Below are 21,731 nucleotides of genomic sequence, written 5' to 3'. Positions count from 1 at the left end.
ATAGAAAGGGGACAGACCGATGAAAGGACGCATACATTCCTTCGACACCTTTGGCACCGTTGACGGTCCGGGCATCCGCTTTGTTCTCTTCATGCAGGGCTGCGCCCTGCAGTGTAAGTACTGTCATAATCCGGATTCATGGGAGATGAATACGGGCAGGCAGATGGATATCGAGGAGATTCTGAATGAGATTGAGCCTTATCTAACGTATTATCGTCATTCAGGCGGTGGGATTACAGTAACAGGTGGGGAGCCGACTTTGCAGGCTCCTTTCCTAGCCCGTTTGTTCGCTGAGTGCAAACGGCGCTGGGGTCTTCATACCGTGCTGGATACGAACGGCTTTTGTGAGGCGAGTCATGCGCAGGAGCTTTTGGATGTGACCGATTTAGTACTGCTCGATTTGAAACAGATTGATTCTGCTAAGCACGTTGCCCTTACTGCACAACCTAACGATCGAACTAAGCGCTTTGCTGAACATCTGAGTGAGATCGATAAACCTGTTTGGATTCGTCATGTCCTAGTACCCGGATGGACGGATGATCACAAGGATCTCGTCGATCTTGGCATGTTCATTGGCTCCTTGCGTAATGTTAATAAAATTGAGCTCCTACCCTATCACAGAATGGGCGTCTACAAATGGCAGCAAATGGGGAAGGAATACCCGCTCGAACATTGTCCTGCGCCAACAGATCAGGAAGTTACGCGAGCAAGGAATCTCATTGATAGGGGGATGGGTTCGATCCCCCTAGGCTCCGCACTAGAAAAAACGTGATCCTTTGGGATCGCGTTTTTTTTTTGTATGGTGCTATGGGGAGAGAACCCCGGTGGGTTCGCCCGCGCGGACGGAGCGTAAGATGGGGGCCCCCGCAAAGTAATTTTTAAATTAAAGGTAAATGCTGATTTTTGAATTTAATACTGTGACTAAATGTGTCCATTTACCTGGATTGATGTATGTAAAATAACGAATTAATTTTGTAAACTTAACTCTACTGAGTGATTGTTCGCTTGGCAGTGGAATCATTCATCCACACAAATAATAACCAGGAGGTGCTTGATATTGAGCTCAAATCTGACTTCAGCCACGCAAAGTGTCACGAGCGCTACGTCTTCTGATCGCCTTCCATGGGCCGGATTATTAGCCCTTGCGATGGCGGGATTTATTTGTATCCTTACAGAGACACTTCCGGCCGGTTTGCTTCCCCAGATCGGCGAGGGGCTTGGGGTCTCTGAGGCTTTCGCCGGCCAGTTGGTCACGTTGTATGCTCTTGGCTCCCTACTCGCCGCGATTCCATTGACTACCGCAACACGAGGGTGGAGGAGAAGGCCGCTGCTGTTGCTGTGCATCATTGGGTTTCTCGTGTTCAACAGCGCTACTGCTCTATCATCTAATTACACGTTGACGCTGGTTGCCCGTTTCTTGGCAGGAGTATCTGCAGGTGTCTTGTGGGGAATGACAGCAGGCTATGCAAGGCGTATGGTGCCAGATGCGCTCAAGGGCCGGGCCATGGCAGTAGCAATGGTCGGCGCGCCACTCGCTCTGGCGCTTGGCGTCCCTGCCGGAACATTCCTCGGTGCTCTTGTGGGCTGGCGCTCTGTTTTTGTAATCATGTCGTTGCTGACGGTGCTGCTCGTTGCTTGGGTGGTCTGGAAGATGCCGGACTATCCTGGACAGGCCGTTGCCAAGAGACTCCCACTCAAGGAAGTCTTCATCCTACAGGGGATGCGGCCCGTATTGATTGTTGTTTTGGCCTGGGTTTTGTCTCATAACATTTTGTACACTTATATTGCGCCTTACCTTGCCCAGGTCAGGCTTGCCCAGCGCATTGATTTGATGCTACTTATTTTCGGTATTACATCGGTTGTTGGAATCTGGATAATCGGACTGTTGATTGACCGTATGCAGCGTTATTTGGTCTTAATCAGCCTCGCTGCTTTCGCATCGGCATCCCTCCTGCTTGGCATAGGCAGCAGTCAGCCTATTGTGGTCTATTTAGTAATTGCCATCTGGGGGCTTACGTTCGGCGGAGCGGCGACACTGCTGCAGACAGCAATAGCTGAAGCCGCCGGCGAGAGTGCGGATGTGGCTCAATCGATGCTGGTAACAGTATGGAATCTGGCCATCGGCGGAGGCGGCTTAATCGGCGCTGTTTTACTCGAAACCTTAGGCGTTCGATCCTTCCCTTGGTCCTTGTTTATACTGCTGCTCCTTGCACTTCTTGTTGTATGGCGAGCAAAAGAACATGGATTTCCTTCAAAGAAGCGTTGAGACGCTGATCTCTTTTCATCTTTACCTATTTCAAATCAGAAACTCCACCTGCTTCTTCAAGAGAATGAATGAGAAATTTATGATCGATCGGTGAAGACATGACAATCAGGATCGTATAGGTTCCATACTTATCGCACTGATTGCCAAACTCTTCGAGCGTACGTGTGGAGTCGGTCAGTACTTTTAATAAATAATTGTGTTCTCCGCTTATGCGGTGGCACTCGGTAACTTGGGGAGATGTATGGACAAAATCAAGAAATGCAAGGCAGTCTCTAGTCCGAAACAACATATAGGCTGCCGCATGCTTTCCAATTTTTTCAGGAGAGATGATGGTGCGATACTCCTCGATAACTCCTTTCTCTTCCATTCGTCTAACTCGTTCCGTTACAGCAGGCTGGGACAGATTCACGCTTTTACCCAGCTCAGTCATTGAAATCCTCGCCTGATTTTGAAGGTGGAAAAGGATTTGTTTGTCTACATGATCCACTTTGAACATCACTCCTTTAAATTTAAGGTATTTTAAATGAATCCCCTTTTATTACTCTGTAAAATCATCATAATTTATTTGTTGTAATATGTAAAACAAACAATTTAATTTATATAATAAACTCACACCAATAAGATAATCCATACATGAAAAATTAGAGAGGATGACTATCATTGAGAAAATACGATTTTAATAAGATAGGTACAAAAGATTTACAGGCACGTATTGATGACGTCATTGATCGTACACTTGCCGAAAAAAGGTTGGTTGGTGCTGTTGTCCAAGTTGCGCTAAATGGAACGGAATGTTATAGTCGCGCTGCCGGATATGCAGACCGTGAACAAAGCCGGACCATGCAAGATAATACGTTATTCCGGCTTGCTTCCGTATCCAAACCGATCGTTTCCACGGCTGCCTTAGTGCTTGTATCGCAAGGCCGCCTCCAGTTGGACGACCGTGTGGATAAATGGCTGCCCGAATTTCGCCCCCGGTTGCAAAATGGTGAAATTGCTGCCGTGACCATTCGGCATTTGTTGACTCACACGGCAGGGCTAACCTACCGTTTCTTCCAGAAGGAACATGATTCATACGAAAACGCCGGAGTATCGGATGGTATGGATCAGGCTGGCATTTCATTGGAAGAGAATCTGCGCCGTATTGCTTCCGTACCGCTTCTCTATATACCGGGTACCCAGTGGAAGTACTCCATTGCAACTGATGTACTGGGTGCAGTCATTGCCAGGTCTGCCGATGCCTCGCTCGACGAAGCGGTGCGTTCTTTGGTGACCGAACCGCTTGGCATGAATGATACTGGATTTATTGCGGTCGATCCCCTAAGGCTTTCTGCGGCATATACCAACGAACATCCTGAGCCGCGTCGGTTGCTTGATTTTGACCACATTCCATTTATAGAAGGTACTTCGGGTTTCAAGCTTGCTCCAGGCCGGGCACTGGATGAAACGGCGTATCACTCAGGTGGAGCTGGCATGGTTGGCAGTGCGTGCAACTTTATGCGACTATTGGAAACCTTGCGAAAAGGTGGAGCACCTCTTTTACCGGAGAATCTGGTTCAAGAAATGACAACCAACCAGATCGGCAATCTTCCAATGGCATACTGGCCAGGGCGTGGATTCGGGCTAGGTTTTACCGTGTTGAAAGATCCGGCGGCCGCTCAAACTTCGGAGTCGCCTGGAACTTGGCGCATGGGCGGAACTTATGGTCATTCCTGGTTTGTTGATCCGGTCGAACAAATAAGCGTCGTGGCGTTTACCAATACTGCTCTGGAAGGCATGTCGGGCCGTTTTACGATAGACCTTTGTGAAGCTGTGTATGAAGGACTGAAGAAGTCTGTATAGGTCCATACATGACAACTGGTGACATTGTCCCTATTGATTAAAATAAAAACCAGTAGTGCTGGAGAGATTCCAGCACTACTGGTTTTATGCTTTTGCAGAGTGAATCATAGCAGGTACTCCTCCTGAAGGCCAGCTTGATTCAGATATTTCATCGCAGGCTTTATCCCATTATATATGGCAACTCTTCGGAGGAATGTGATATTGGTCACACCATCAGATGTGATTAATATCACATCTACTTTTACCATAAAGACTTATGATCAAATAATAAGCGTAGTTGGAAAGGACGATTGATGATGATAAATCGGAGCCAGAGATTTGCTCGCAAGGCAGTCAAAGTTGATCATGCCCAGAACATGATTATGCAGCATGTCCTGCAGCTGAAGTGCGAGTACACATCGATTGATTCTTGTTTACATAGAAGAATTTCCGAACCTTTATATGCGAAGGAATGTATGCCTCATTTTCGTCGCTCCGGGTTAGACGGGTATGCGGTTTTGAGTGCAGAAGCCTTATTCGCTACTCCGCAAAATCCTACATGTCTAACGGTGATTGATGAAGTGCCTGCTGGGTACACTTCGAATAAACAAGTGGTTCCTGGTACAGCAATTCGAATCATGACAGGCTCTGCGGTTCCGGATGGAGCGGATGCTGTCATCATGTTCGAGCAGACAGAAGAGTACCAGGAGGAAGGGCAAATTTCTGTCCGTATTGAACATAAGGTCAACCCTGGACAAAACATTGCCAAGGTGGGGGATGAAATAACATCAGGACAGCTGCTCATGGGCGCAGGCACCCGAATAGGTCCAGGCCAAATTGCACTGCTTGCCTCGATGGGATATGAAGAAGTCCCAGTTTTCCATCGGCCTATCGTGGGCGTATTAACGACCGGAAGTGAATTAATCGCTGTAGGGGAACTGCTTCAACCAGGGAGAATTCGTAATAGTAATGCCTACATGCTTGCGGCACAAATCGAACAATACGGCGGGTTGGCTGTCATGTTTGGAACTGCCCCCGATGATGGAGATGAAGTCGTAAGAATGATTAATAATGCCTTGGAAAAATGTGATATGCTCATTGTTAGCGGAGGGGTCTCCGTCGGGGATTATGACGTAATAGCGGACTTCTTTACTACAATGAGCGGGAATGATACGACGCTGCTTTTCAATAAGATTGCAATGCGGCCCGGCAGTCCAACTTCAGCAGCGGTCATCAACAATAAACTCGTATTCGGTCTTTCCGGGAATCCTGGCGCCTGCTTCGTGGGATTTGAACTGCTTGTACGGCAGGCGCTGCTTGCCATGCAAGGAATAGAGAAAAGCCCCTATCATCACCACCAAGCGATTATGACGGATGATTATGATAAAGGGTGTCCACACGATCGATATATAAGAGGAAGAATGACGTATTTAAATGACCAAGTGAAGGTAAGTGTATTAGAAAAAAATAACTCGAGTATGCTGATATCCATACAAGAAGCTAATTGTATCATTATGATACCAGCGGGTCCCAAAGGAATTGCAGCCGGCCAACAAGTAGAGGCTATCCCTCTTCCCTATGAAATTACCATGTACTGAGAGAGGTAAAATATGGAAAATACTGCCAAGCAAGTTCCTGCAATGAGAGACGCCTTTCAAAGACCGCTTCGCGATTTACGCATTTCGGTAACGGATCGCTGCAATTTCCGCTGCCGATATTGTATGCCTGAAGAGGTGTTCGGTCCCAATTATCGGTTTCTTCCGCAAGAAAAACTGCTTAGCCTTCAAGAATTAGAGCGGTTAACGCGAATATTTGTTTCTCTAGGTGTAGAGAAAGTACGGATTACAGGCGGTGAACCGCTCTTAAACAAAGATGTTTGCGAAATCATTGCTCGAATTCGTCAAATAGAAGGCGTCAAAGATATTGCCGTTACAACCAATGGTTCATTATTGAAACTTAAGGCAAAAGAGCTAAGAGACTCTGGGCTAGAGCGGATCACTGTAAGCCTGGATAGTTTGGATGATGAGCGATTTGGTGCTATGAACGGGAGAGGATTTTCGGCAAAAGGAGTGCTGGAAGGCATCGATGCCGCAGCTTCGGTGGGATTATCGGTGAAGGTAAATATGGTCGTGCAAAAGGGGGTTAATGATCAGGATATTGTTCCAATGGCCAAATACTTCCGAGAGCGCGGACACATTTTGAGATTTGTTGAGTTTATGGACGTTGGGAATAGTAACGGATGGAATTTAAAGCACGTCGTTCCTAGTCAAGAGATTATCGATATGATTCATAAAGAGTTTCCGTTGGAACAGGTGGAATCGAATTATAAGGGCGAGGTTGCGACGCGTTATCGTTATCTGGATTCTCAGACAGAGATCGGTTTGATCTCATCCGTAACGCAGGCATTTTGCAGCACTTGTACGCGAGCTCGGTTATCTGCAGAAGGGCATTTGTATACATGTTTGTTTGCTTCAAACAAAACAGACCTGCTAAGTGTGATCAGGGACGGTGCAAGCGATGATGAGGTAAGATCAGTAATCAAACAAGTTTGGGGTGAGCGTCAGGATCGTTATTCCGAAACGAGACTAGCACACACGACTCCCGTGTATAAGGTTGAAATGTCTCATATCGGCGGTTAGTGTGATGTATCGCACAGAGAGAGTCCGCTCGTGAAGCTATACTGAACACAGATATCGAACGAAACGATTACTTTGGGAGGGACTTAGTATGGCGATACATTCCACAGGCAATATCTCGGGGATTGCTTCTTCAAACCCAGAGGAAATTGCTTTTGCTACCGATCGTTTAATGGTAGAGCATGAAAAATTGAGAGAAAAGCTAAGGATACTCGAAACGAGTGCCAAGGAACTGATACTATTGGACGATTCGGTGAAAGGCATACAGCTTGTCCAAGAACTCAGGATACAGACCAATCAATTTGTAGATGAGATAAACCAACATTCGGAATGGGAGGAACAGGAGTTGTTTCCGTTCCTGTTAACCTATTTTCATCATCAACCGGCTCCCTCCATGACGCCTTCTTTCTGGGTATTGGAGAAAGACCATCAACTTGGCATGTCGTTTATCCAATCTTTTCAAGAAGCTGTTATTGAGGTAACACCTCTCGTTGTGAAGAAGCAATTAGCCGAGGCGGCAGCGCATCTCTTACAGGCATGTTTGATATTAAATGATCACTTTACCATGGAAGAACAACTTATTTTTCCACTGACAGAGAAAGTGCTGACAGATTTGGAGTCCTTTTTCTCATAGGAGATGAGCCGAAAACTGCATGATAGAAGGAGGTATGGGTTAGTCTACCATGTCTCTTTTTTGCATCTAGAACTATTTTCATAAAGTCACGAAATAGTAACAAGAGCTGTGATTCTCCTCACAGAGAATGCTGAGAGAAAGGCATACAATGTGATTACAGCAATAAGAGGAGGAATCATATATGGTTATTGATCTTGGGATGCCGTTAGATGACGCTCAGACTTCAAGTCTTGGGCAGGTTCTGGGGCGGTTAAAGGACGAACATGGTGCGTTAAAAAAAGAGCTTGATCATGTCCAAGAAATGACAAGTCATATGGTTGGCGTGCTTGGCACAGAGGAGTCAAAGCGTTTACTTCAAGAAATTCGAAAGCAAATGGTATCCTTCATGCAGCAGCTTGAGGCTCATGAACACTGGGAGGAAGTGGAGGTTCTCCCCCTCCTTACCGAATATGCGAATCAGGGGATGGAGCCCACCTTTCTCACCTCAACTTGGGTTCTGGAAGAGGATCATAAACAAGCGGAACGGTTTGTTCGCTCATTTCTTGATTATGCAGACCAATGTGAAGGTGCCGACAGTATAAAGCTGAAGAAAGCGATCACGCTGCTTAGTGTGGCTTGTTCTGTCTTATCCGAGCATCTGATATCTGAAGAGGAGATGGTTTTCCCGATTGCGAATCGAATGCTGGAGCGATGTTTACGACAAATCTAATTGAGAAGTATGTTCAAATAGTGTGACGGCTGTCACACAAGCTTGCCTGTCTTTTCGGTATAGTTGATTCAAATCACAGCTGAACAGGAGGATTTGACAAAATGAACATTCAATTAACCGATCGTGTGGGAGATATTGTGACGGGCTATCCCAAGACGGCAGAGGTATTTAAGGAATACCGCATTGATTTCTGCTGCGGAGGCAATAAATCACTCCTTCAAGTCATTCAAGACCAGAATATCGCAGAAGAGGATTTGTTAAAAAGTCTTGCTGAAGCGGCAATAGCTCCTAAATTTGACGGCTTGAATTGGAGTGAATTAAGCTCAAGCGAATTAATCGATTATATTATTCGCACCCATCATGGCTATTTGAAAACATTACTGCCGCACTTAAGTGAATATGTGAAGAAAGTGGCACGTGTGCATGGGCCGCATCATCCTGAACTCCTTCAAGTCGATCAATGGTTTGAAGCATTGAAAAGTGACATGGAACATCACATGGAGAAAGAAGAAGGAGAAGCATTCCCGGCTGTCATTGATTTTGAGAAAGATCCTACGGATGTGAAAAGAGAACGGCTGCTTAGAATTCTGAATACACTCGAGCAGGAGCATGAGGGCTCGGGTGATCTGCTTAGACAAATTAGGGGAATCACCAAAAACTACGAGTTACCAGAGGATGCCTGCACAACGTTTCGGCTCACTTACTTGAAGCTAGAGGAGTTAGAAGCGGATATGTTCCAGCACATCCATTTGGAGAACAATATTTTATTTAATCGCGCCTAGGGGGAAGTGCGCATGTTCAGGCTTCGGCGGTTGCCTGCTTTCCGTATGTTCCCTTTTGTATATGAGCTTAATCGCCCGTGTCTTTACACGCTAAGGCTGCAGCCTTCCCTTGGATCTCAAAAGATCGATGGAAGGCCATTTTTTTGCCCATATAGTGATAACCAAAAAAATGTGACCGAGATGGGGTACACAGTGATTTTTCTCACAGTGCTGTAGGGCGGTCTCATGTTTTAATTCAACTATAAGAATCACAAGTGAAGGGGCAATGATAATCATGGATCGAGCGTTCGCATCAAAATTCGCCAAATGTGTCTTTGTGGTTGTTTGCGGATTAATTATTCTCATGGGAGTCGGTTCAAGGTTTTTTACACATATTGACATGGCTTTATACGGGTATATGGTAGGAACCGTAGTTTTCATTTGCGGATTCTTTTATCGCTTTATTGCGTGGGGAGAACGCCCGCCTACGAAAATTATTTTGAAAAAAGGGTTAAAGTTGTTATTCCGAAAAAGTACGCCTCAGACGACTACAGAGCATCTACTCACGTACCGCTTTATCTGGAATCGCGGATGGTATCGTTGGACCCAGCACGTACTCCTTGGTTGGGGCTGCATTTTATCCGCCTTCGTTACGTTCCCGCTCGTGTTCGGTTGGATGTACTTCACGATGGCCGAGAACGGAAGGTACACAGTTGTTGGTTTCGGGATCGATCTTATGAAGATTAAAGCAGATGGTGCTCTCGGATTTCTGTTCTACAATGCGCTGAATATTACAGCTTTCATGGTAATCGGTGGTGTTTGTATGGCCTTATATCGCAGGATTAAGAACATGCAGGCTCGTGCGGAACAGACATTTGTCTATGATTTTCTTCCGCTATATATGCTGCTATTCGTAAGCTTGACTGGGCTGCTGCTCACCTTCTGCAATATAGTCCTGCACGGCTATGGACATCCGGTTGTAACGTTAGTCCACCAATGGTCCGTTATCGTGACGCTGATTTATATCCCTTTTGGTAAACTGGCTCACATCCCATTCCGTCCTATGAGCGTGTTTGCCCGAAATTACAGAGAACATTATGCAGAGCAAGAGACGAAAAGCTGTAAGGTTTGCGGAACAGGCTTTGTTTCTGTCGAGCAATCCAAGGATGTCATCGCTGTGCTTAAAGTGAATGAAATTGAATTCAAAACGGAGGAAGGCTTCCACTTGGCAGAGTTGTGCCTGCCATGCCGCCGAAAATATAGAATGTCCCGATTTACAGGGATACCGACCCACCAGATTCGCGTGAAGGAGGCCAACCAAAATGCAAAGGGATAAATTCTTTAAAGTTATCGCGAATAAAACACACCCGAATGAAAAATTGGTTAAAACCCATTGCTCTTATTGTGGTATGCAGTGCGGGATGAATTTGCGGGTGGATACTTCTTCCAATACCATTATTGGCGTCGAACCGCGATATGATTGGCCTGTGACGTTAGGCAAGATGTGTCCGAAAGGTGTGACGGCTTATCAGCAAACGAATCACAATGATCGCCTGCTGCGTCCGTTAATCCGTGACGATGCATCGCTCAAAGGAACGAAGGAAGGCTTCCGCGAAGCCAGTTGGGAAGAGGCCTATACGTTGATCGTTCAAAGATTTCAAGAGATGCAAGGCAAGTACGGTAAGGATTCGCTTTCTGTATTCAGCGGTGTGTCGATGACCAATGAGAAATGCTATCTGACAGGGAAATTCGCCAGAGTTGCCTTGCAAACTCGTTACATTGATTACAATGGCAGATTCTGTATGTCAAGCGCAGCCGCAGGCTTCCTTCGCAGCTTTGGCGTGGATAGAGGATCAACCTTACCTTGGACCGATCTGCATGAGACGGATTGCTTGTTCATCGCAGGCAGCAATACAGCCGAGTGCCATCCTACCTCGATGTTCCGAATATGGGAAGTACAGAACCGCGGTGGTTACTTGATTGTAGCAGATCCCCGGGAAACGCCTATCGCCAGGCGGGCAGACATTCATCTTGATTTACGTCCGGGGACGGACTTGGCGCTTGCCAATTGCATGATTCATTTACTCATTCAAAATAACCACATCGATGCTGAGTTTATAGCGAATCACACCAACGGCTTCGAGGAAATGAGAGAGGTTGTGAAAGAATTCACACCTGAGTACACGAGTGAAATAACTGGCGTTGCTCCTGAAAAATTGATTCGTGCCGCTGAGATTTATGGCAAAGCACCGAATGCCATCGTCATGTTCGCTCGGGGCATTGAACAACAAATTAAAGGGTCTGATAATGTATCAGCCTACACGAATATGTGCTTGGTGACTGGGAAGATCGGCCGTCCGAAGTCTGGCGTTGCCACTTTTACCGGACAAGGGAATGGTCAAGGCGGCAGAGAGCACGGACAAAAAGCTGATGCCCTTCCGGGCTACCGCAAAATCACGAATCCGAAGCACGTCGAAGAGGTGTGCAAGGTGTGGGGGATCAAGCCGGAAGAGATGCCGCAGCCGGGTGTCTCGGCCTATGAAATGTTTGAGCTTATGCAAGAGAAAACGATTCGCGGCTTGTACCTGCTCTGCTCGAATCCAGCTGTCTCGGCGCCGAATCAGAACTTTGTCCGTGCTGCTTTAAAAAATCTGGACTTCATGGTCTGTGCAGATATTTACTTGTCCGAATCGGCAGAGTTTGCCGATGTCGTACTGCCTTCCGTCACCTGGTCGGAGGATGAAGGCACAGTAACGAATCTAGAAGGACGGATTATCAAGATTAATAAAGCGCAAGAGCCCGTTGGCGAGTCGAAGCCTGACTGGTTGATCGAGGTAGAGCTTGCGGAGCGACTAGGCAGAGGACAGTATTTTGGCCATCTGAAGACAGCCAGGGATGTAGCGGATGAATTCCGTTTGGCCTCCAAAGGCGGATATGCCGATTATTATGGAGCCACTTGGGAGAAGATCGACAAGCAAGACGGTGTGTTCTGGCCATGTAAAAGTGAGGAAGACCCGGGAACGCCGCATATGTTCCTGGATCACAAGTTCTACCATGCAGACGGCAGAGCGAAGCTATGCGCACTTCCTTACAGACCGCCGGCCGAAGAGCCTTGTGAGCAATATCCGCTTCGTCTTACCACAGGTCGAGTTGTTTACCATTACTTGTCCGGAAATCAAACAAGAAGAATTCCTTTCCTTCGGGATATGTGTCCGGAGCCGTACGTTGAAGTTCATCCGGAAACAGCGGAGCGCTACAATATCGCACATGACGAAGTCATCCGATTGTTTACACGTCGCGGGGAAGCTTTGTATAAAGTGAAAATTATCGAAGCGATTCGTAAGGATACCGTGTTCGTTCCTTATCATTTCGGCCATGAGCAGTCGATTAATCTGCTAACCATAGCGGCGCTGGACCCGATGTCACGCATGCCGGAGTTTAAGGCATGCGCAGCACAGATCGCAAAGCAACCAGAGAGGATGAGCATCCGATGAAACAACATCTATACATTGAAATGGATAATTGTATCGGCTGTCGGAGCTGTTTGGCTGCTTGTACACAATGCGGAGGCCACGATGAAAGAAATCGTAATTATGTGTATGATGTGAATCCGCTAGTCTCCCGCCAAACGATTCCTTTGATGTGTCTTCACTGTGTGAATCCGGCTTGCGCCAGAAGCTGTCCGGCCCAGGCCATTCAGATCACCGAAGAGGGCGCAGTGCTTTCGGCATTGGTTGAGAAATGTATCGGCTGTCAGAATTGTACCATCGCATGCCCGTATGGCATCCCTAAATTCGATGAAGAGCAGAATCTGATGTACAAATGTGATCTTTGCTACGATCGGACCAAAGAAGGTATCCCTCCTATGTGTGCATCCGTTTGTCCGACGAATACGCTGCAGTGGTTGACTGAGGATGAGTTAGCTCAGAAGAAAGCCCAGCATAAGCTAGGGAAATGGACGGCAAGTCATGAGCCATGGGATCCATTAGAAGGAGAAACGAATGTGAAGATTTCCCTTCCTGGTATTCTGCAAGGAAAACAAAAGTTGTTCTAAACTGCTTGTGATGAGGTGGACTTTATGAAGCAGGACAATAACCATAGTCCTTTTAAAGAAGATAACTATACGCACAATATAAGAAAAAATGATGAGAGAAAATTGGATCGCCGAGGCTTTATGAAGACGCTGGTTGGTGCAGCAGGCGTGTTCGCTGTATCCACGATGCCGTGGGGAGCACTCGCCGCGAAAGAACTGACGGGGCTAACGAAGAAGTCTTATCCGCAGCTGAAAATTACGGATATCTCCTCGCTGGAGGTAGGAGATGCAGTCCAGTTCGCTTATCCGGGCGAGCATGATTCCGCACTATTGATTCGCCTTGGCAAGAACGAGTATAAAGCTTATCAAAATGCGTGTACGCACCTCAAATGTCCCGTATTTTGGAGTAAGGAGAAGGATGAAATGGTCTGTCCTTGCCATCACGGCATTTTCGATGCCAGAACGGGGTCACCAACAGCGGGGCCGCCCAAGAGACCACTGCCAGAAGTTCTTCTGAAGCAAGAGCAAGGCGCGATTTATGCGACAGGAGTGAAACGATATGAAACGTAGCTATGTCGGTGTTATTTTATTATGTATCATCTTGTTTCTCTGTATCGTGTTTACTCAAAAGGCCGTGAATGCGTACTATTTCGACCATTATCGTTCGGTTATTATCTATTCTGTGTTAAATATGTTGTTATTCCCTACTGCTATTATGATCTATCGTCGGGAGCGTGATGTCGAATGAATATCAAAAAAGTACAACTGCCGCTTCAAACTATCAGTCTGGTTCTAGGCTTTATGGTATGGGTCATCCTTTCTTCATTAATGCCATTTATTAAAGAGACGATCAAGCTAACTCCTTCACAGCTCACCTGGGTCACCGCTATTCCTATCTTGTTTGGTTCCGTCATGCGGGTGCCTGTGGGATATTGGACGAATCGTTACGGGGCAAGAAAGCTGTTTGCGATCTCCTTTATACTATTGCTTGCGCCTGTTTACTGGGTCAGCCAAGCGAATTCCTTCGGGGATCTCATTATTGGAGGGTTCTTTCTTGGCATTGGCGGGGCTGTATTCTCAGTGGGTGTGACTTCCTTGCCTAAATATTATCCGAAAGAACGTCATGGCTTCGTGAACGGAATTTACGGGATTGGTAATCTCGGAACAGCGCTCTCCACCTTTGGCGCGCCTGTCATAGCCAACCAAATAGGTTGGTCCAAAACGGTCATGCTCTACAGCATTCTATTGATCGTCATGGCAGGATTGAACTTCGTTGCCGGGGATCGCAAAGAGCCTCCTGTACAGATCTCACTTGTTGAGCAAATCAAAGGAGTTGCCGGCAATTCGAAGCTATGGTTATTATGCTTGTTCTACTTTCTTACATTCGGTTCTTTTGTTGCTTTCACCGTATATTTACCGAATTTCATGGTCAGCAGCTTTCATCTGTCCAAAGTAGATGCCGGGATGCGTACGGGCGGATTTATCGTACTGGCAACGGCTATGAGGCCGATCGGGGGCTATCTAGGAGATAAGTTTAACCCATTCAAAATTCTTATGTTTGTTTTTGCTGGCTTAACGGCTTCTGGTATTTTGCTTTCATTTGCTCCGTCGATGACGTGGTACACAGTCGGTTGCTTAACCATTGCACTGTGTGCAGGAACAGGTAATGGTACCATTTTCAAATTGGTTCCGATGTATTTCATCAAGCAAGCTGGTATTGCGAATGGTATCATCTCGGCAATGGGCGGTTTGGGTGGATTTTTCCCGCCGCTGCTGCTTACCTTTCTCTTCAAACTGACAGGTCATTATGCTATTGGATTCATGGCCTTATCCCAGGTGGCGTTGGCCAGCTTAATTCTCATTCTTTGGATGTTCTATAATGAGAAATTAGGGTTATCTTCACGGATTATTGAAAATACAGTCGAAGGTATCATGGTGACGGATAAGATTGGCAAAATTCATTCGGTGAATGCGGCCTTCACGCAACTGACAGGCTATGAAGCCGAAGAAGTCTTGGGGTTGACGCCAAGTGTCCTGAAATCAGGGAAACAGGATCGAACTTTTTACGATAAGATGTGGGATGATATTCGCGGTCACGGTTTCTGGCAGGGTGAGATTTGGAATCGTAAGAAGAATGGCGATGTGTATCTGGAATGGCTGACGATAAGTGCAGTCAAGAATGATGCCGGAGATGTCGTCTATTATTCGGGGATGTTTAGCGATATCACCAAACTAAGAAGTGCGAAATAGGAGGGGTGATGTGACATGCCGAGTGAGTTTGCATTGGATTTATGCTTTATCCGTGAACATGCGCAGTCTCCTTTCTATACGATTATCGAACAGCAATTGAATGAGCTTTTCGCAGGAAAGGGAACCTGGTATATTGATCTGCGCGAACAAGAGGGGCTCGATATCGCTGTTGCCGAAGTCAAAGGTTTGGCGATTTGGGAAAGCGAAGAAGAAATCCTGAATTATATAGAAAAGTACACAATGAGCGGTGAGCCTTCGGAACACGATTGCTGGAACCATCTCCAAGGATATCAAGTGAAGGTATCGCCCAAAGCAGATGCGGGCTGCTGCCGCTTGAAGAAGGAGGCACAGGTATGAAATGGGAAGAACAATTATCACGGTGGCTTGGCACTCAGATTGAAGTGCATATCGAGGATCAGGCTGGACTCGACCCTGTAGCACCTCCGAAAAAGATGACACTTGAGAAGATACGCATTTCCGAAGACCAAGATTATATGCAAATGTATATGAATGAACATCAGTTTCTAGCCATACCTTTAAGGGGACAAGAGCTAACGAGTTTAATAAATTCAGAGCATGGAACAGTTCTCCGATCATCTGACATTGCGGCGCAATTGGTATATAAAGTCCATTTCGGTTCATAGAAAGCCGACTGTAGGCGATTAAAACGCAAATAAGGACTCCATTTCTCTAGAAATGTGTAGTCCTTTTAGTTCGTATTGTGTTGGACAAGAGTTATTTCCTCCTGAATCATTTACATGCGGCATATCATATCACTTAACATCGATTGACGCTTTCACGTGTAGCCCCAATCATATCAGCCATTTCGGAATTATTGATCTTATAGTTAATGAGGATATGTTCCCCTTTGGGTACGCCGTATGAATTACTTAACCTGATTAATAAAGAACAGAGCGCGCCTGGCTTGCCGTACATCATTAAATCGCGAAATTTCGATTCAGTCATGCGGTGCATGAGCCCCATCCATTTCATAAATTCAATAGCAAGATCTCCGTGCCGCCATAGCAGTACTTCGAGATCTTTTCGCTGAATAATACCAATCTCACAATCCTCTGTCACTTCAGCACTGAAGCTCTGCGCCGAGTTCTGAAAGGGATCCATCTGACCGAATAAATCACCCGCTTTAGCTCATGAAAAGTGTGATTTAGATAACATCTTAGGTTAAAGGTATCGTGTAAACTAGGGAGGTATAATATTTCTAGATGATTCGAAAGGGAGGCAATTGCAGGTATGGAACTGTATGATTATATCGGTGGAGAAACGACAATACGAAATATTGTGGACGCTTTTTATCCAAAAGTTCTGGCACATCCTTTGCTTGCACCTATATTTCCAAAGGATATGGAACCATTAATTGAAAAGCAGTTTCAGTTTTTAACTCAATTTTTTGGCGGGCCTTCCTTATATACAGACGAACATGGTAATCCAATGATGAGAGCGCGGCATGCGCCTTTCCCGATTACTAGGGAACGGGCAGATGCTTGGCTTGCGTGCATGCAAAGAGCACTGGAGGAAGTTGTTCCTTCAAATGAGGTGCGTGCAATTATTTTAGACCGATTGAAAGGTCCGGCCTACTTTTTTGTAAATAAAGAAGCGTAGAGAGTATTTCAACACGCAGACTTGGCACAAAATGCTGAGTCTGTTTTTTATTTATTTAAAGAGGTGTGACTTAAATCACACAGGTTTAGCCTCAAAAGGGATTAGAATGTAAAGAGCACCTGAGTCAGATTTTTTACGAAAAGGGGAGATCTCCATGGTATCTTACATTTTTATTGCTTCTATTTCAATCATCTCCATTCTAGCAACATTTGCAGTGGGGTTTTCCAAAGAAAATCAAAATGAAGATGACCAATATACGAAGAAAACGAAAAACAATATGTTCAGATTAACGCTTTTGAATGCGTTGTATGTCGTTATTCTGGTCGTTGTTTTGGTTGTTTATTTAATGTATTTTCAGTGATATACGTGAGAAAACAGAAGTGTTATCCAACCAGTGGGCACTCCTGTTTTTTTATGCTATACAGCGACCTTCTTGCCTTCTCGATGAGGGTAATTTGAATCGCTGGGAGCCCGCGGTGGACGCCAGAGGATATGTCTGAATCTGCTAAAGGGAAGGGGAATGACAATGAATGAAAAAACGATGGATCCCGGAGTACTCCTTCGCCAAGTTCCGTTGTTTCGCGATTTGTCCGACGGAGAAATGGAAGGTCTTTGCAGGATGATGATTCAGCGTTCCTATCGTAAAAAAACGATCGTATTTACGGAAGGCAGCGAAAAAGGAGCTGTATATTTTATCCAAAGCGGGCTAATCAAAACGTACAAGACGGATGAAAATGGACATCAACAAATCGTATCTTTTCTGAAAATCGGTGATATGTTTCCGCATACCGGGTTGTTCCATACGAATCAATATCCAGCTACGGCAGAGACGATTGTACCCACGAAGCTGCTTGCGATGCCCATCAAGCCCTTTGAGGTTTTTCTTAGTAATACCCCCGGCATAGCGGTTAAACTGTTAAGGGTGATGAGCGAGAAAATCCTTGAACTGCAGGGGAAGCTGCAGGAACTGACAGGACAAGATGTGCAAAACAGAGGGCAGCTATTTCTACTAAAGCTCGCAGAGACGAACGGCAGGGAAAAAAGCGGGAAACTTCTTATTGAAATACCTATGACCCACCAAGATATCGCTAATGCAATTGGTACGACTAGGGAGACGGTTAACCGTCTATTAAATCAGCTTCGCAAGGAGGGCATTGTAGAAGCTGATCGTTCAGGGTTTGTGATTCATGATATCGAGGCGCTCCGGCACTGGAGAGACAATTAATGCTGTTAAATATCCATATAAGCACTTCTTCATCATATTGAAGTTTAGTAGGAAGATCACCAATTCGGGTACTACCTTTTCATTATAATTGTTGCGCTGTCTCCATTTTTAGCTCCACATGCATTGGCTTCATCTGTATCCAGGTGAAGTTCCATTTGGTAGTCATCGGACACTCGAGCAACAACATGATGAAGGATACTGCCTCGTTCCCCTTCAATTTGTACGCTCAAGTCTTGCTTATCTAGAATTCCGTAGCGAGCGGCCTCTGAAGAGTGAAAATGAATGTGCCGAGCAGCGATGATCACGCCACTGTCTAGAGTGACAGAGCCCTTCGGACCCGATAAAACAATACCGGGGGTGTCATTTAAATCGCCGGATTCGCGCAAAGGAGCCTTTATTCCTAGTACGACAGAGTCTGTCATAGATATTTCTATTTGTGTTTTTTTTCGTAAGGGGCCAAGAACCCGAACCTTGTTAAACTGCCCTTTTGGACCAATAATTTTCAATGTTTCTTCACTGGCAAACTGACCAGGTTGCGATAGTGGGCGATAAGGAATCAATTCATATCCGATCCCGAATAAAGCTTCGAGATCTTTCTGATTTAAATGAACATGTCTGGCAGAAACGCCTACAGGAACGGGGATATTCATCAGTTTGTCTCCTCTAACAATGAAAATGTTTTTTGCGCAATGAGAAGTTCTTCGTTTGTAGGTATAACCAAGATACTTACAGGAGAAGACTCCGTGGATATGAATCTCTCTGTCTGTGTACGTTCGGTATTTTTTTCAGCGTCAAGCATAAGACCAAGAAAAGTTAATTGTTCACAGACGTTACGTCTTAAAGAAACTGAATTTTCTCCAACTCCACCTGTGAAGACCAAAGCATCAATCCCATTCATCACTGCGCTATAGGCACCTATATACTTTCTTATCCGATATTCGTACATTTCAAGGGTTAATATCGCCCGAGGATCTCCATCAGTAGCAGCTTGTTGAACTTCTCGAACATCACTGCTTATACCTGAGATGCCTAGAAGTCCACTATGTTTATTAAGCATCGAATTCACTTCGTTAATTGTCAGATCTTCCTTTGATAAAATAAATGGGATAATTGCCGAATCAATATCACCTGAACGCGTCCCCATCATTAAACCCTCTAAAGGAGTCATTCCCATACTAGTATCCATGGATTGTCCACCTGAGACCGCAGCACAACTGGCTCCGTTACCTAAATGGCAAGTAACAATCTTTAAATGTTCAATTGGTTTATTTAATAGCTGCGCCGCTCTTCGACTTACATATTCATGAGAGGTACCGTGAAAACCATAACGCCGGATACCGTATTTTTTATAAAGAGATAGTGGTATCGGGTATAGATACGCTTTTTGTGAAATGGATTGATGGAATGCTGTATCGAATACAGCGACTTGCGGAACATCCGGCATGTGCCCGGTGACCGCCTGAATACCAACCATATGTGCTGGATTATGCAGTGGGGCAAGATCGTAGAGTTGTCGTATCTTTTGCTCTACATCACTGTTAATTAATGTTGCAGAACGAAACCATTCTCCTCCATGCACAATGCGGTGTCCAACTGCTTTAATCTCGGAGATGTGTTCAAGAACGCCATAATCTTCATGAATAAGAAGCTTCAGCATCGTACGGACAGCATCTGAATGGTGTATGATTTCTTGTGTTAACCGTATTTCGTCTCGCTCGTCTCGTTCTACAGTAATGATGGCTGTTTCAGAGCCAATTCGCTCAATACGTCCTTTGATCAACATCATCTCGTTCGTCATCTCGTATAGTTGAAATTTTAATGAGGAACTGCCTGAATTGATGACAAGCACTTTCATATACGGTCACCTCCTTCATTATAATGAAAAAATCCCTTTCCAGTTTTAAGTCCAAGTTGCCGAGCCCGTACCATTTTCTTCAATAACACATTCGGTCTGTATTTGATATCACCTAATTCGTGAAATAACGTCTCCATAGAAGCAAGCACGGAATCAAGGCCAAAACGATCTGCCATTTCTAAAGGCCCATAGTGGAATCCATAACCGATCCTGATTGCTTCATCAATATCTGTAGCTTTTGCTACTCCTTCAGACAAGGTGTGAAGTGCTTCGTTAATCAGTGTACAAATAATGCGTGTAGTCACATATCCAGGCGATTCATAGACTTGAATACTTGCCTTATCTAAGGTCTGCTCAACAAATTGTTTCGTAATTTGAAATGTTAGATCGGATGTTTTTAAACCGCGAACGATCTCTACTAATCTCACTTGTCCTGCAGGGAAGAGAAAGTGCAAACCTATTACACGCTCCTTAAGTTCCATAGCCTCAGCGAGCTCTGTCAAACTAAGTGTTGCCGTATTACTTGCTAGAATGGCGTCAGGTCTAATACTATTTTCCAAGTTGCAGAACAATTGCTTTTTCACGTCAAGTTGCTCCGACACAGCTTCAATAATCATGTCACACTCAAGAAGCATCTGAACATCTGAAATGGGAATGATCTTGGCAGTTATTTGCTTCTTTTCTTGATGAGTCAAAGCCCAGCGTTCGATTTGTTTATTTAAGCTAGCATCCAGCAATCGCAATCCATCATTCAGTTTTTCTGGGGATTTATCCATGAGATATACATCTATGCCCTTAGCAGCAAGAAGTTCAGAGATACCACGTCCCATTGTCCCAGCACCAATTACACCGACTTTTTTAATGTCCATTTGTACGATTCCCCTTCCTCCACATCCTTCCTTATTGAAACATGTAATAGCACTTACGACTGTGATTATCCTCACAGAAAGTGACCAAGATAGAAAATATTATTTACTGCAGCCATTCCATAATGGCTTGATACGGAGGTTAGTCACAAAAAGAAAAAGTACTCTGTGACATTTCTCACAGAGTACTAGTTAAAAAATTAGTACATTACCGATTTTGGGATGATAAATACAGATGCATGATGTTAGCGGCCTACGATCTCAAGTACGTCCCCGGGGGCCATCGCTTTGCCCTTCAATCCTCGCTCTTCAAGTTGCTTTATAAACTGTTTCTCATCCTGCGTGATGCCTGGGAAAGTGCTGTGGTGAATCGGAACAGTTAGCTTCGCGTTGTACCACTCCGCCGCCTGGAGCGCATCTTCCGGTCCCATCGTGTAATGGTCGCCGATCGGAAGGAAAACGACGTCGATTGGATGACGCTCACCGATCATTTTCATATCGCTGAACAAGGATGTATCGCCCGCATGCAGAATTGTTAAGCCTTCGGCAAACACGAGGAAGCCGGCAGGCATACCTGCATATAGAATCTGTTTCGTTTCCTCAATGACGATACCAGAGCTGTGGAAAGCTTGGATCATCTTCGCCTTCGCAAAGCCAAGATCAAATGTGCCTCCCATATTCATGCCGATTGAATTTTTTACGCCTTGCCAAGACATGTAGGACGCGAGTTCGACGATAGAGACGACTGGCGCGTCGTTGTTGGCACTCGCTATTGGCGCTGCGTCGAGAATATGGTCCATATGGGCGTGGGTTAACAGCACAGCGTCGGTAATGATTTCCTCTGGCTTGATTGTGGCTGTGGGGTTACCGCTTAGGAAAGGATCAATGATGAGCGATTTCTCACCGGTATGGATTTGAATGCAGGCATGACCATGATATTTGATTTTCATAATATAGCGCTCCTTTATTTTTAAGTGCATTTGAAGTATATAATGTATAATTACTTTAAGAAAGTACGCAGAATTTTCGTATATAGTATTAAAAATCATACCTTT

Annotated in this window: 24 protein-coding genes and 1 pseudogene; 19 read left to right on the top strand and 6 right to left on the bottom strand. The window is 45.3% G+C overall.

The window, feature by feature from the left end; genetic code table 11:
- Positions 1-19: 19 nt before the first annotated feature.
- The gene (gene pflA / locus ACSQ8O_RS24545) at positions 20-772 is read left to right on the top strand and encodes a pyruvate formate-lyase-activating protein (RefSeq protein ID WP_436243756.1); all 753 of its coding nucleotides are present in this window, start codon (positions 20-22) and stop codon (positions 770-772) included.
- Between the two features lie 285 nt (positions 773-1,057).
- On the top strand, positions 1,058-2,266 hold the full coding sequence (locus ACSQ8O_RS24540; protein ID WP_436243755.1) for an MFS transporter: 1,209 nt from the start codon (positions 1,058-1,060) through the stop codon (positions 2,264-2,266).
- Between the two features lie 25 nt (positions 2,267-2,291).
- Here ACSQ8O_RS24540 and ACSQ8O_RS24535 read toward each other — a convergent pair whose 3' ends face one another.
- Positions 2,292-2,753, bottom strand: coding sequence for an Lrp/AsnC family transcriptional regulator (locus tag ACSQ8O_RS24535; protein WP_436243754.1), 462 nt, complete (start codon positions 2,751-2,753; stop codon positions 2,292-2,294).
- A gap of 173 nt (positions 2,754-2,926) precedes the next feature.
- Between ACSQ8O_RS24535 and ACSQ8O_RS24530 the strand changes: the two genes are divergently transcribed.
- From ACSQ8O_RS24530 to ACSQ8O_RS24465, 14 genes are all read left to right on the top strand, one after another.
- Positions 2,927-4,108 (top strand): serine hydrolase domain-containing protein, encoded by a 1,182-nt coding sequence (locus ACSQ8O_RS24530; protein ID WP_436243753.1) that lies wholly within the window; start codon positions 2,927-2,929, stop codon positions 4,106-4,108.
- Positions 4,109-4,401: 293 nt separating this feature from the next.
- Entirely contained in the window at positions 4,402-5,685 is a 1,284-nt protein-coding gene (locus ACSQ8O_RS24525) for a molybdopterin molybdotransferase MoeA (protein ID WP_436243752.1), read from the top strand.
- A gap of 12 nt (positions 5,686-5,697) precedes the next feature.
- A complete protein-coding gene (moaA, locus tag ACSQ8O_RS24520; protein ID WP_436243751.1) occupies positions 5,698-6,726 on the top strand; it encodes a GTP 3',8-cyclase MoaA in 1,029 nt (342 codons plus the stop codon).
- A gap of 88 nt (positions 6,727-6,814) precedes the next feature.
- Positions 6,815-7,357, top strand: coding sequence for a hemerythrin domain-containing protein (locus ACSQ8O_RS24515; protein WP_436243750.1), 543 nt, complete (start codon positions 6,815-6,817; stop codon positions 7,355-7,357).
- Positions 7,358-7,538: 181 nt separating this feature from the next.
- The gene (locus ACSQ8O_RS24510) at positions 7,539-8,066 is read left to right on the top strand and encodes a hemerythrin domain-containing protein (protein WP_436243749.1); all 528 of its coding nucleotides are present in this window, start codon (positions 7,539-7,541) and stop codon (positions 8,064-8,066) included.
- A 101-nt stretch (positions 8,067-8,167) separates the two neighbouring features.
- Positions 8,168-8,848 (top strand): iron-sulfur cluster repair di-iron protein, encoded by a 681-nt coding sequence (gene ric, locus ACSQ8O_RS24505; protein WP_436243748.1) that lies wholly within the window; start codon positions 8,168-8,170, stop codon positions 8,846-8,848.
- Between the two features lie 274 nt (positions 8,849-9,122).
- Complete coding sequence (locus ACSQ8O_RS24500; RefSeq protein WP_436243747.1) at positions 9,123-10,163, top strand: hypothetical protein; 1,041 nt, start codon at positions 9,123-9,125, stop codon at positions 10,161-10,163.
- Entirely contained in the window at positions 10,150-12,321 is a 2,172-nt protein-coding gene (locus ACSQ8O_RS24495; RefSeq protein ID WP_436243746.1) for a molybdopterin oxidoreductase family protein, read from the top strand. Before ACSQ8O_RS24500 ends, ACSQ8O_RS24495 begins: the two co-directional genes overlap by 14 nt.
- Positions 12,318-12,881, top strand: a complete 564-nt coding sequence (locus tag ACSQ8O_RS24490; protein WP_056614027.1) for a 4Fe-4S dicluster domain-containing protein — start codon at positions 12,318-12,320, stop codon at positions 12,879-12,881. Before ACSQ8O_RS24495 ends, ACSQ8O_RS24490 begins: the two co-directional genes overlap by 4 nt.
- A 24-nt stretch (positions 12,882-12,905) precedes the next feature.
- Entirely contained in the window at positions 12,906-13,430 is a 525-nt protein-coding gene (locus ACSQ8O_RS24485) for a Rieske 2Fe-2S domain-containing protein (RefSeq protein WP_436243745.1), read from the top strand.
- Entirely contained in the window at positions 13,420-13,608 is a 189-nt protein-coding gene (locus ACSQ8O_RS24480) for a hypothetical protein (RefSeq protein WP_056614033.1), read from the top strand. Before ACSQ8O_RS24485 ends, ACSQ8O_RS24480 begins: the two co-directional genes overlap by 11 nt.
- Positions 13,605-15,110, top strand: a complete 1,506-nt coding sequence (locus ACSQ8O_RS24475; protein ID WP_436243744.1) for an MFS transporter — start codon at positions 13,605-13,607, stop codon at positions 15,108-15,110. The genes ACSQ8O_RS24480 and ACSQ8O_RS24475 overlap by 4 nt, the downstream gene beginning before the upstream one ends.
- A gap of 15 nt (positions 15,111-15,125) precedes the next feature.
- Positions 15,126-15,467: a hypothetical protein gene (locus ACSQ8O_RS24470; RefSeq protein WP_436243743.1), complete on the top strand. Its 342-nt coding sequence runs from the start codon at positions 15,126-15,128 to the stop codon at positions 15,465-15,467.
- The gene (locus ACSQ8O_RS24465) at positions 15,464-15,754 is read left to right on the top strand and encodes a hypothetical protein (protein WP_436243742.1); all 291 of its coding nucleotides are present in this window, start codon (positions 15,464-15,466) and stop codon (positions 15,752-15,754) included. The genes ACSQ8O_RS24470 and ACSQ8O_RS24465 overlap by 4 nt, the downstream gene beginning before the upstream one ends.
- Before the next feature lie 139 nt (positions 15,755-15,893).
- Here ACSQ8O_RS24465 and ACSQ8O_RS24460 read toward each other — a convergent pair.
- Positions 15,894-16,250: pseudogene (locus ACSQ8O_RS24460) on the bottom strand (Crp/Fnr family transcriptional regulator); the annotation flags it as partial.
- A 111-nt stretch (positions 16,251-16,361) separates the two neighbouring features.
- Here ACSQ8O_RS24460 and ACSQ8O_RS24455 point away from each other — a divergent pair.
- The 3 genes from ACSQ8O_RS24455 (at position 16,362) to ACSQ8O_RS24445 (ending at position 17,955) form a co-directional block, all read left to right on the top strand.
- A complete protein-coding gene (locus ACSQ8O_RS24455; protein ID WP_436243741.1) occupies positions 16,362-16,730 on the top strand; it encodes a globin in 369 nt (122 codons plus the stop codon).
- A gap of 154 nt (positions 16,731-16,884) precedes the next feature.
- A complete protein-coding gene (locus ACSQ8O_RS24450; RefSeq protein ID WP_056614048.1) occupies positions 16,885-17,091 on the top strand; it encodes a hypothetical protein in 207 nt (68 codons plus the stop codon).
- Positions 17,092-17,256: 165 nt separating this feature from the next.
- Positions 17,257-17,955: a Crp/Fnr family transcriptional regulator gene (locus tag ACSQ8O_RS24445; RefSeq protein ID WP_436243740.1), complete on the top strand. Its 699-nt coding sequence runs from the start codon at positions 17,257-17,259 to the stop codon at positions 17,953-17,955.
- Between the two features lie 71 nt (positions 17,956-18,026).
- Here the strand turns inward: ACSQ8O_RS24445 and pduL are convergent, their stop codons facing one another.
- The 4 genes from pduL to ACSQ8O_RS24425 all read right to left on the bottom strand — a co-directional run bounded on the left by pduL (position 18,027) and on the right by ACSQ8O_RS24425 (position 21,626).
- Positions 18,027-18,605, bottom strand: coding sequence for a phosphate propanoyltransferase (gene pduL / locus ACSQ8O_RS24440; protein ID WP_436243739.1), 579 nt, complete (start codon positions 18,603-18,605; stop codon positions 18,027-18,029).
- On the bottom strand, positions 18,605-19,810 hold the full coding sequence (locus ACSQ8O_RS24435; RefSeq protein WP_436243738.1) for an acetate/propionate family kinase: 1,206 nt from the start codon (positions 19,808-19,810) through the stop codon (positions 18,605-18,607). The genes pduL and ACSQ8O_RS24435 overlap by 1 nt, the downstream gene beginning before the upstream one ends.
- On the bottom strand, positions 19,807-20,679 hold the full coding sequence (locus ACSQ8O_RS24430) for a 3-hydroxyacyl-CoA dehydrogenase family protein (RefSeq protein WP_436243737.1): 873 nt from the start codon (positions 20,677-20,679) through the stop codon (positions 19,807-19,809). The genes ACSQ8O_RS24435 and ACSQ8O_RS24430 overlap by 4 nt, the downstream gene beginning before the upstream one ends.
- A 242-nt stretch (positions 20,680-20,921) precedes the next feature.
- Complete coding sequence (locus tag ACSQ8O_RS24425) at positions 20,922-21,626, bottom strand: metal-dependent hydrolase (protein WP_436243736.1); 705 nt, start codon at positions 21,624-21,626, stop codon at positions 20,922-20,924.
- Positions 21,627-21,731 lie beyond the last annotated feature (105 nt).

It is taken from the genome of Paenibacillus sp. LjRoot56 (assembly GCF_964253335.1).
GTDB classification, from domain to species: Bacteria; Bacillota; Bacilli; order Paenibacillales; family NBRC-103111; genus Paenibacillus_E; species Paenibacillus_E allorhizoplanae.
This window is presented reverse-complemented; position numbering and strand designations above follow the sequence as displayed.

Excerpts from the sequence above, each read along its gene's own strand:
- ACSQ8O_RS24510 (WP_436243749.1), top strand. The coding sequence starts at position 7,539 with ATGGTTATTGATCTTGGGATGCCGTTAGATGACGCTCAGACTTCAAGT.
- ACSQ8O_RS24490 (WP_056614027.1), top strand. The coding sequence starts at position 12,318 with ATGAAACAACATCTATACATTGAAATGGATAATTGTATCGGCTGTCGG.
- ACSQ8O_RS24455 (WP_436243741.1), top strand. The coding sequence starts at position 16,362 with ATGGAACTGTATGATTATATCGGTGGAGAAACGACAATACGAAATATT.
- ACSQ8O_RS24465 (WP_436243742.1), top strand. The coding sequence starts at position 15,464 with ATGAAATGGGAAGAACAATTATCACGGTGGCTTGGCACTCAGATTGAA.
- ACSQ8O_RS24495 (WP_436243746.1), top strand. The coding sequence starts at position 10,150 with ATGCAAAGGGATAAATTCTTTAAAGTTATCGCGAATAAAACACACCCG.
- ACSQ8O_RS24515 (WP_436243750.1), top strand. The coding sequence starts at position 6,815 with ATGGCGATACATTCCACAGGCAATATCTCGGGGATTGCTTCTTCAAAC.
- ACSQ8O_RS24480 (WP_056614033.1), top strand. The coding sequence starts at position 13,420 with ATGAAACGTAGCTATGTCGGTGTTATTTTATTATGTATCATCTTGTTT.
- ACSQ8O_RS24525 (WP_436243752.1), top strand. The coding sequence starts at position 4,402 with ATGATGATAAATCGGAGCCAGAGATTTGCTCGCAAGGCAGTCAAAGTT.
- ACSQ8O_RS24500 (WP_436243747.1), top strand. The coding sequence starts at position 9,123 with ATGGATCGAGCGTTCGCATCAAAATTCGCCAAATGTGTCTTTGTGGTT.
- ric (WP_436243748.1), top strand. The coding sequence starts at position 8,168 with ATGAACATTCAATTAACCGATCGTGTGGGAGATATTGTGACGGGCTAT.
- ACSQ8O_RS24470 (WP_436243743.1), top strand. The coding sequence starts at position 15,126 with ATGCCGAGTGAGTTTGCATTGGATTTATGCTTTATCCGTGAACATGCG.
- ACSQ8O_RS24485 (WP_436243745.1), top strand. The coding sequence starts at position 12,906 with ATGAAGCAGGACAATAACCATAGTCCTTTTAAAGAAGATAACTATACG.
- pflA (WP_436243756.1), top strand. The coding sequence starts at position 20 with ATGAAAGGACGCATACATTCCTTCGACACCTTTGGCACCGTTGACGGT.
- ACSQ8O_RS24435 (WP_436243738.1), bottom strand. The coding sequence starts at position 19,810 with ATGAAAGTGCTTGTCATCAATTCAGGCAGTTCCTCATTAAAATTTCAA.
- ACSQ8O_RS24425 (WP_436243736.1), bottom strand. The coding sequence starts at position 21,626 with ATGAAAATCAAATATCATGGTCATGCCTGCATTCAAATCCATACCGGT.
- moaA (WP_436243751.1), top strand. The coding sequence starts at position 5,698 with ATGGAAAATACTGCCAAGCAAGTTCCTGCAATGAGAGACGCCTTTCAA.
- pduL (WP_436243739.1), bottom strand. The coding sequence starts at position 18,605 with ATGAATATCCCCGTTCCTGTAGGCGTTTCTGCCAGACATGTTCATTTA.
- ACSQ8O_RS24475 (WP_436243744.1), top strand. The coding sequence starts at position 13,605 with ATGAATATCAAAAAAGTACAACTGCCGCTTCAAACTATCAGTCTGGTT.
- ACSQ8O_RS24430 (WP_436243737.1), bottom strand. The coding sequence starts at position 20,679 with ATGGACATTAAAAAAGTCGGTGTAATTGGTGCTGGGACAATGGGACGT.
- ACSQ8O_RS24450 (WP_056614048.1), top strand. The coding sequence starts at position 16,885 with ATGGTATCTTACATTTTTATTGCTTCTATTTCAATCATCTCCATTCTA.
- ACSQ8O_RS24445 (WP_436243740.1), top strand. The coding sequence starts at position 17,257 with ATGAATGAAAAAACGATGGATCCCGGAGTACTCCTTCGCCAAGTTCCG.